The following is an 8,067-nucleotide window of genomic DNA, read 5'->3' as shown; positions in this document are numbered from 1 at the left end:
AAGATTTCTTCCTGGCTGACTTTACGCTGCGGCGGGATGGTTCCTCACGCTTCAGTGCCGCGAATCGGTATGCGGTGTTCCCGGCGGCCAGTGTGGGTCTGCGTTTATCCGAACTGGCAGCTCTCAAGAATGTCAATTTCCTTTCCGACCTGAAAATTCGGGGGGGCTGGGGAAGCACGGGTAACCAGAACATTCCGAACATTTACAACGCCTATACCCTGTACGAATCGCGGCCTACGGAAAACCATTATGACATCAATGGATCGCGTTCTTCCATCGTACCGGGCTTCGATCTGGTTCAGTTCGGAAACGATCGGGGTAAGTGGGAAACCACTACTTCGCTGAACTTAGGTTTCGATGCCAGTTTGTTCAACAACAAGTTACAGGTAGTCTTTGACTGGTATACCAAGAAAACCAAGGATATGCTCAGCCAGATCGATGTACCCTGGGCTCTGGGACAGGCTACGATCCCGTATACGAACATCGGCGATATGCAGAACAAAGGGGTAGATTTGTCCATTAACTACAGCGGACGGGCCATGGATGGCAAGATGCGGTTCACGGTGGGAGCCAACTTCTCTACCTATCGCAACAAAGTGCTCCGCATCAATAACGATCCCAACTCCATCAAATTTGGCTTTAGCACGCGTCTACCAGCCATGAGTGCAACGAAAGTGGGCGAACCGATTGCCTCGTTCTACGGCTACGTGATTGATGGTATCTTCCAGACCGATGAAGCGGCTAAAGCAGCTCCCCAGGCTTTTGGTACGTATAACCGGGCAGGTTCATTCATTTTCCGTGATGTCAATGGAGATGGTGTAGTAACGTCAGCTGACCGTACCTTTATCGGCAATCCGCACCCGGACTTTACCTACGGCTTAAACGTCAGCGTTGGCTACAAAAACTTCGATCTGACTTTATTCGGACAGGGCGTACAGGGTAATGACCTCTTCAATTACATGCGGTACTGGACTGATTTCAATACCTTCCAAGGTAACCGCAGTACGCGGATGTTGTACGACTCGTGGGTTCCTGGTAAAACCGATGCCAAACTGCCCCAACTGCGGGCTACGGACGCGACTAGTGCTCAGATTTCTACCTACTTCGTTGAAAAAGGCTCGTACCTGCGTCTGAAGAATATCCAGTTGTCGTACTCATTCCCCGCGGGTCTGCAGAAAAGACTGGGACTGGGAGCATCTCAGATTTACGTGCAGGGACAAAACCTGTTCACCCTCACCAAGTATACGGGTCTGGATCCGGATGTTAACTTACGTCGTTCAGGTGATAATGGTCAGGACACGCACTTAGGCGTGGACGAAGGAGCCTATCCCGTCTCGAAAAACCTCATTGTAGGCTTACGACTCAGTTTCTAATCCCCATTTACCTCATTTCAGATTTACAGCTACTTATATGAAAAGAAATAGTATTGTTTTATCGCTTTTGCTAACAGGCCTCATTTCTTCCTGCGGCGACTCTTTTCTGGACGTAAAACCGCAAGGGGTGGCCTTGGGCAGCCAGCTTACTAATAAAAGTGGCGTTTCTGCTTCGTTGATTGGTGCCTACTCGCTGCTCGATGGCATTGGTTCCGGGGGTACCAACTGGCACGGAGCCGTATCGAACTGGGTGTACGGGGGCGTGGCTTCGGACGATGCGTATAAGGGCACGGATGCCAGTGACCAGCCCGAAATCACCGGTATCGAACGCTATGAAGTGCAGCCTGCTTTCGTACACATGCGGGGGAAATGGCGGGTCGTCTACGATGGGATTTCTCGCTGTAACGAAGTCCTCCAGCTGCTGGCGAAGACAACCGATATGACCGACGCGGAAAAAACGCAGGTCATTGCTGAATCCCGATTCCTGCGGGCCCACTATCACTTCGAAGCCAAAAAGATGTGGAACAAGGTTCCGTATATTGACGAAACGATCTACAATCCGGCCGATCCTAATTCAGTGAAAGTACCCAACGATAAGGACATCTGGACGAACATCGAAGCCGACTTCAAGTTTGCGATGGACAATCTGCCGGAAACGCAGACGCAGAAAGGACGGGCGACCAAGTACGCCGCCATGGCGTATCTGGCGAAAGCGTATTTGTTCGAAAACAAGTATAGCACGGCCAAACCGCTACTGGAAGCTATCGTAGCGAGCGGAAAATACCGTCTGGTCGATTACCACGACAATTACAAAGCCCTTACCAACAACAACGCCGAATCGATTTTCGAGGTACAATTCTCGGTAAATGACGGTACGAATGGTTCGAACGGAAACGCGGGTGATGAACTCAACTGGCCCTATTTTTCGGGTGCTCCGGGTGGTGGCTGCTGTGGCTTTTACTTGCCTTCGTTAAACCTGGTGAACGCCTTTAAAACGGATGCAAATGGCTTGCCTATGCTGGACACGTTCAATAATTCGGATCTGAAGAGTGATCAGGGTTTGAAGATTACCGATGCCTTTACGCCTGATACCGCTCCGGTAGATCCCCGGCTGGACTGGACAGTGGGCCGTCGAGGCATTCCATTCCTGGATTGGGGCCCGATGCCGGGTGTTACCTGGATTCGCGATCAGAACTATTCCGGACCGTACACGGGTAAAAAGTGGATGTACTACAAAAGCGAGGAAGGAACCAATACGCATTCCACGAACAAACGTCGGGTGGCCAATAACTACCGCATGATTAAGTATTCGCACATACTACTTTGGCTGGCCGAATGCGAAGCAGAAGCAGGGAATCTGGATAAAGCTCGTTTACTGGTGAATCAAATCCGGAATCGGGCGAAAAACAGTCCTTATGTCACCAATACGGATGGGAAACCAGCGGCTAACTACGTCATCAACGAGTACCCCAGCGGCTCGGCGGCCTTTGCTGATCAGGCTTCGGCCCGCAAAGCCATCCGCTTTGAGCAACGTCTGGAATTTGCGATGGAAGGACACCGCTTCTTTGATCTGGTACGCTGGGGCATTGCCGACCAAACGCTAAATACGTATCTGCAAACCGAATCCAAAAAGCGGACCTATCTGAACGGTGCCAGCTTTACGAAAGGTAAACACGAATATTTCCCTCTCCCCGTGGATGAGATCAATAACAGTTACATCAATGGTCAACCAACGCTGAAGCAAAATCCGGGTTATTGATCAAACTTCATTTCTTTTAAAAGCCCCATCCCCGAGATGGGGCTTTTTCGTTTGGCTATTGAAAAACCATTAAATTGAGCCTTTCTTTTCCTCTTTTATTCCTGAATCCCCATGAACGTCTCGATTAAAGAAATTGCCCGTCGATTGAAAATCTCTCCTTCAACGGTATCGAGAGCGTTACAGAATCATCCCCGAATCGGGCTTCGCACGCGGGAACGCGTTCAGGAGCTAGCTCAGCAGTTGAACTACGTTCCCAGTGCAACGGCCCGTAATCTGCGGAGCGGAAAAACCTTTATGCTGGGCGTAGTACTACCCGAAATACAGGAGAACTTCTTTTCGAAAGCCATCAATGGTATTGAAGAAGTAGCTTTTGCCCGCGGGTATACCGTGGCTTTGTACCAGTCCCACGATCAGTACGAGCGGGAGAAACAAGTGCTCGATGTCCTCTCGCGTCAGGTGGTAGACGGCGTCATTTTATCGGTAGCGAAAGAAAGTCATCAGTTTGATCACATTCAGAAACTCTTGCAACACCAGATTCCACTCGTCCTATTTGACCGCATTCCACCCAGTATTGACACCCATCAGGTGAGTTGTAACATGGAAATGGGAGCCTATGAAGCGACGGGTTTACTAGTGAAGAAAGGATTCAAACGGATTGCCCTGCTCAATGGACCGGCTTCTTTGGTGGCGAGTCAGGAACGATACGAAGGCTACGTACGGGCCTTAACCGAAGCAGGTCTTTCTCCAGAACCGGCATTAGTTGAATCCGTGGACTTAAGCACGGAAGCCACGCGGCGAATTATGGAACAATGGCTAGCCCTGCCCCAACCGCCGGATTCGGTACTGACTTTCAACGATTACGTCGCTTTGGATGCCATGGGCGTCTGCCGGGCCAAGGGGCTCCGTCTGAATACGGATATTTCGTTCGTGAGTTTTGCTAACCTGCCCATGAATGCTTACCTCGAACATCCACCCCTGGCTTCCGTCGAGCAGCATCCGTACCGCATGGGCTATACCGCCGCTGAGCTGATCCTGAACGCCATCGCCCAACCTCAGGCTTCTTTTGAGAAAGTCATTCTGCAACCCGAGCTGATGGTACTCTCCTAATCCAATAAATTTTCTTTTTCCTGGAAAATTGTGCATTCGTTTGTCCGCGTCCGTGCAAACGAATGTACATCCGTTTTCGCTGGATTTGCCGCCCGGTGACGCGTCTGGCGGTAGCTTTTTTCTGCTTTTCTGCCCTACATTAGTACAACGTTTCTGATGTCCTCACGCCTATGTCGCTACCTTTTATCGTTTCCGCTCCGGGTCGTATCTGTTTGTTTGGTGAACATCAGGATTACCTCGGATTACCCGTTATTGCCGCTGCCATTTCCTTGCGTTTACAAATTGAAGGGCACCTTCGGTCGGATCGTCAGGTACAGCTGACCATGCCGGATATTCATCATACGGAATCGTTCAACCTTCAATCCGAAATTCCGTATGGTCGTCAACGCGATTACTATAAAAGCGTCCTGAACTTATTGCAACGCCAGGGAGCCGTATTTCCGCAGGGTTTCGACGCTCGCATTAGTAGTACCATTCCCATTAATGCGGGTACTTCCAGCTCATCGGCTCTCGTTGTGGCCTGGGCGTATTATCTGACGCAATTGATCGACTTTCCTCTATCCATTCATCAACTGGCGGATCTGGCGTATCGGGCCGAAGTTGAAGAGTTTGAAGAACCCGGTGGCCGTATGGATCAAACGTCCAGTGCCGTAGGGCAGGTTATTTATCTGGAATCGCAACCGGTTCCTAAAGTAGAAACCCTAAAGCCGATTGCGGGTACGTTTGTGCTCGGTGATTCGCAACAGGCGAAAGATACGCTGGGTGTGCTTAAGCACGTCAAGTACGGCATGTTGGAAGCCATTCGTAAAATCAAAGCGGCCGACTCCTCCTTTTCTTTACCCACCTATCCCGCTCGCGAGGCCGAACGTTACCAGTCTTTGCTTACGCCGGATGAATATATTCTATTGAAAGGAAATCTTTCGGACCGGGATATTTTACGGGAAGCCAAAGACCTGCTTGCCCGACCCGAGCCCGATCCTAAACAATTCGGAGACTTACTCAATCGTCATCAATACAATCTGCGGGAAGCGAAACGCATTTCAACGGCTAAAATCGATCGGATGATCGACGTGGCTTTAGAAGCTGGAGCTTTAGGAGCCAAGATTAATGGCTCGGGTGGCGGTGGCTGTATGTTCGCCTACGCTCCTACTCACGCCGAAGCCGTTGCCGAAGCGATTGAACGGGCTGGTGGAAAAAGTTACATCATTACCATTGATGAAGGCGTACGTACTGAAACGCAGTTGGCTCAAGTTTAACCAATACATCTACCAATGAACAAACGCATTCTGATTCTAGCCGGCGGGATGTCTTCCCGCATGAAAAAAGCGGTAGAAAACCTAGCGTTAGACCCCAAGCTAGTGGATCAGGCCAATACGCTCACCAAGGGCATGATTAGTGTGGGTACGGCGGGTCAGTCGCTGATCGATTATCAATTAATGAATGCTGTAGAAGCCGGATTCACGGAAGCCCTTCTTTTACTGCACCCCGAGGATTCGTTGACCCAGGCTTATTATGAATCCAATGCGTTTCCGGGTTTGTCCATACGCTTCGCCCGGCAGTACATCGCTGCTGACCGGCAAAAACCAGCGGGTACGGCAGACGCCGTCTTGCAAGCCCTACAGCAGACACCGGAATGGCAACAGGGTCGTTTGGTCATTTGTAACAGTGACAATCTGTACTCAACACGGGCCCTGGAATTACTCTGGAATAACCCTTATCCCAACGCACTGATCAGTTATGACCGGAACGCCTTACTTTTTCCGGCTGAACGAATTCAAGCCTTTGCTTTGATCCGTACCAATGCGGAAGGGTTATTATTGGATATTCACGAAAAACCCAGTGAAGCGGAAGTCGAAGCCGCTCGCCAACAAACCGGACGAGTAGGGGTAAGTATGAACCTCTTTGCTCTAGAGGCTCAACGATTGATGCCCTGTCTGGAAGCTACACCTTTTCACCCCGTACGTAATGAGAAAGAATTGCCTACGGCCGTGAATCTATTGGCTCAGCTAACCAGCGTTTATACGCTACCGCTATCCGAAAACGTACCGGACTTAACCAATAAAGAAGACATTGCTACCGTGCAGCAATACCTGCGTGAAAAGTATTCATCTCTCGATCCTACACAGCTATGAACAATCGTCGTAACTTCTTAAAAAACGCCGCTCTGGCTACGGCAGGCATGGCGTTCGTGCCTTCTATTCTTACGGCCCGACCCAACGACCAGAAAGTACGTTTGGGTTTCATTGGGGTGGGTCTACGCGGCCGTGAACACGTACGGAACAGCATTCTCTTTCCACAGGTAGAAATCAATGCGATCTGCGATATCGATCCAGCGGCCGTGGCAAAAGCTCAAAAGATGTTACGGGATGCGGGTCGGAAAGAAGCCGTCGTCTATAGTAAGAACGAGCGGGATTTTGAGAACATGGTCAAGCGGGAGGATCTAGATGGCATTATCATTGCCACCCCCTGGGAATGGCACGTCCCCATGGCCGTATCGACGATGAAAGCGGGTAAATACGCGGGCGTAGAAGTATCAGCCACAGTAACCTTGCAGGAGTCCTGGGATCTGGTTAACGCGTATGAGAAGACAGGTTCCCACTGTATGATTCTCGAAAACGTTTGTTACCGACGCGACGTCATGGCAGCGTTAAATATGGTTCGGCAGGGTTTATTCGGCGAACTTACGCATTTGGAATGCGGCTATGAGCATGACCTTCGGGAAGTAAAATTCAATGATGGAAAGAGTGCGTATGGCGGTGGCGTAGAGTTTGGGCAGAAAGGATTTTCGGAAGCCAAATGGCGGACGCAGCACTCCATTGATCGCAATGGCGACATTTATCCCACACATGGTCTGGGACCCGTAGCTCAAATGATCAACATTAACCGGGGTAATCAATTTCAGTACCTGGTTTCCATGGCCACCAAACCCTTAGGTCTTCACAAGTATATTGTAGACCACGGTGGAGCTGATCATCCGAACGCGAAGGTTAAATTCAAATTGGGTGACGTGGTACAAACCATGGTGAAATGTGCCAATGGGGAAACGATTCTGATTACGCATGATACGAACAGTCCCCGTCCTTATTCATTGGGTTTTAAAGTACAGGGAACAAATGGGCTCTGGATGGACGAAGGCGATCAGATCTATATTGAAAAGAAAAGTCCGAAGGCTCACCAGTGGGAGAAAGATGGAGATTACATGAAGAAATACGATCATCCCCTCTGGACGAAGTTTGAGAAAAACGCTCAGGGAGCAGGCCATGGTGGTATGGACTATTTCGTCATGCAGGAATTTGTGATGGCAATCCAGGAAAAACGCTCGCCTGCTATCGATGTATATGATGCAGCGGCCTGGTCAGCGATTAGCCCTTTATCGGAAGAATCGATTAAAAAAGGCTCAGCTCCTATTCAAATTCCTGATTTTACACGGGGCAAGTGGAAGACGAATAAGCCCATCTTTGGGCTGGAGGTATAAAACAAGAGAAGCCTTCTGAGTGATCAGAAGGCTTCTTTTTAGCTATTGCATTCTTTAGCTACAGCTTTGGTGTGTAGGGTAGCTAGCAAAAAAAAGAAGCTCCTTTGGGGGGAGCTTCTTTGGAGTAAAGGGGAGGCGATTACCTACTTTCCCGGGGGTGAACCCAGTATCATCGGCGGAGCGGGGCTTAACGGCCCTGTTCGGGATGGGAAGGGGTGAACACCCGCCCTATGATCGCCCTTGGTCTTTCAGATTGTCGCCCGAACGCAACAATCAATACCTTCAAGGTTTTTGATGTGATGTGGAAAAGACAATAGTCGTATTCAAGCGATAATAAAGTAAATAAGAAGTCT

At 49.8% G+C, this 8,067-nt stretch carries 6 protein-coding genes and 1 rRNA gene; 6 read left to right on the top strand and 1 reads right to left on the bottom strand.

All coding sequences use genetic code 11. From position 1 onward, the window contains the following. The 6 genes from BWI97_RS21075 to BWI97_RS21050 all read left to right on the top strand — a co-directional run. Positions 1–1,373: SusC/RagA family TonB-linked outer membrane protein (locus tag BWI97_RS21075; RefSeq protein WP_146010993.1), on the top strand; the 1,373-nt coding region annotated here is incomplete at its 5' end. Between the two features lie 37 nt (positions 1,374–1,410). Further along, positions 1,411–3,132 carry a RagB/SusD family nutrient uptake outer membrane protein gene (locus BWI97_RS21070; protein WP_102202683.1) on the top strand — a complete coding sequence of 574 codons (1,722 nt, stop codon included), beginning with the start codon at positions 1,411–1,413 and terminating at the stop codon, positions 3,130–3,132. A gap of 111 nt (positions 3,133–3,243) precedes the next feature. Beyond that, positions 3,244–4,239 (top strand): LacI family DNA-binding transcriptional regulator, encoded by a 996-nt coding sequence (locus BWI97_RS21065; protein WP_233207932.1) that lies wholly within the window; start codon positions 3,244–3,246, stop codon positions 4,237–4,239. Positions 4,240–4,409: 170 nt separating this feature from the next. Continuing rightward, positions 4,410–5,495: a galactokinase family protein gene (locus BWI97_RS21060; protein ID WP_102202681.1), complete on the top strand. Its 1,086-nt coding sequence runs from the start codon at positions 4,410–4,412 to the stop codon at positions 5,493–5,495. A gap of 15 nt (positions 5,496–5,510) precedes the next feature. Then, positions 5,511–6,371, top strand: a complete 861-nt coding sequence (locus BWI97_RS21055) for a sugar phosphate nucleotidyltransferase (protein ID WP_102202680.1) — start codon at positions 5,511–5,513, stop codon at positions 6,369–6,371. Next, complete coding sequence (locus BWI97_RS21050) at positions 6,368–7,714, top strand: Gfo/Idh/MocA family protein (RefSeq protein WP_102202679.1); 1,347 nt, start codon at positions 6,368–6,370, stop codon at positions 7,712–7,714. The genes BWI97_RS21055 and BWI97_RS21050 overlap by 4 nt, the downstream gene beginning before the upstream one ends. Before the next feature lie 130 nt (positions 7,715–7,844). Here BWI97_RS21050 and rrf read toward each other — a convergent pair. Further along, positions 7,845–7,956 (bottom strand): 5S ribosomal RNA (gene rrf, locus BWI97_RS21045). Between the last annotated feature and the right edge of the window lie 111 nt (positions 7,957–8,067).

It is taken from the genome of Siphonobacter sp. BAB-5405 (genome assembly GCF_002872335.1).
Lineage (GTDB): Bacteria > Bacteroidota > Bacteroidia > Cytophagales > Spirosomataceae > Siphonobacter.
Note: the sequence above shows the minus strand (reverse complement) of the source record. Positions and strands in the feature narration are given on the sequence as shown.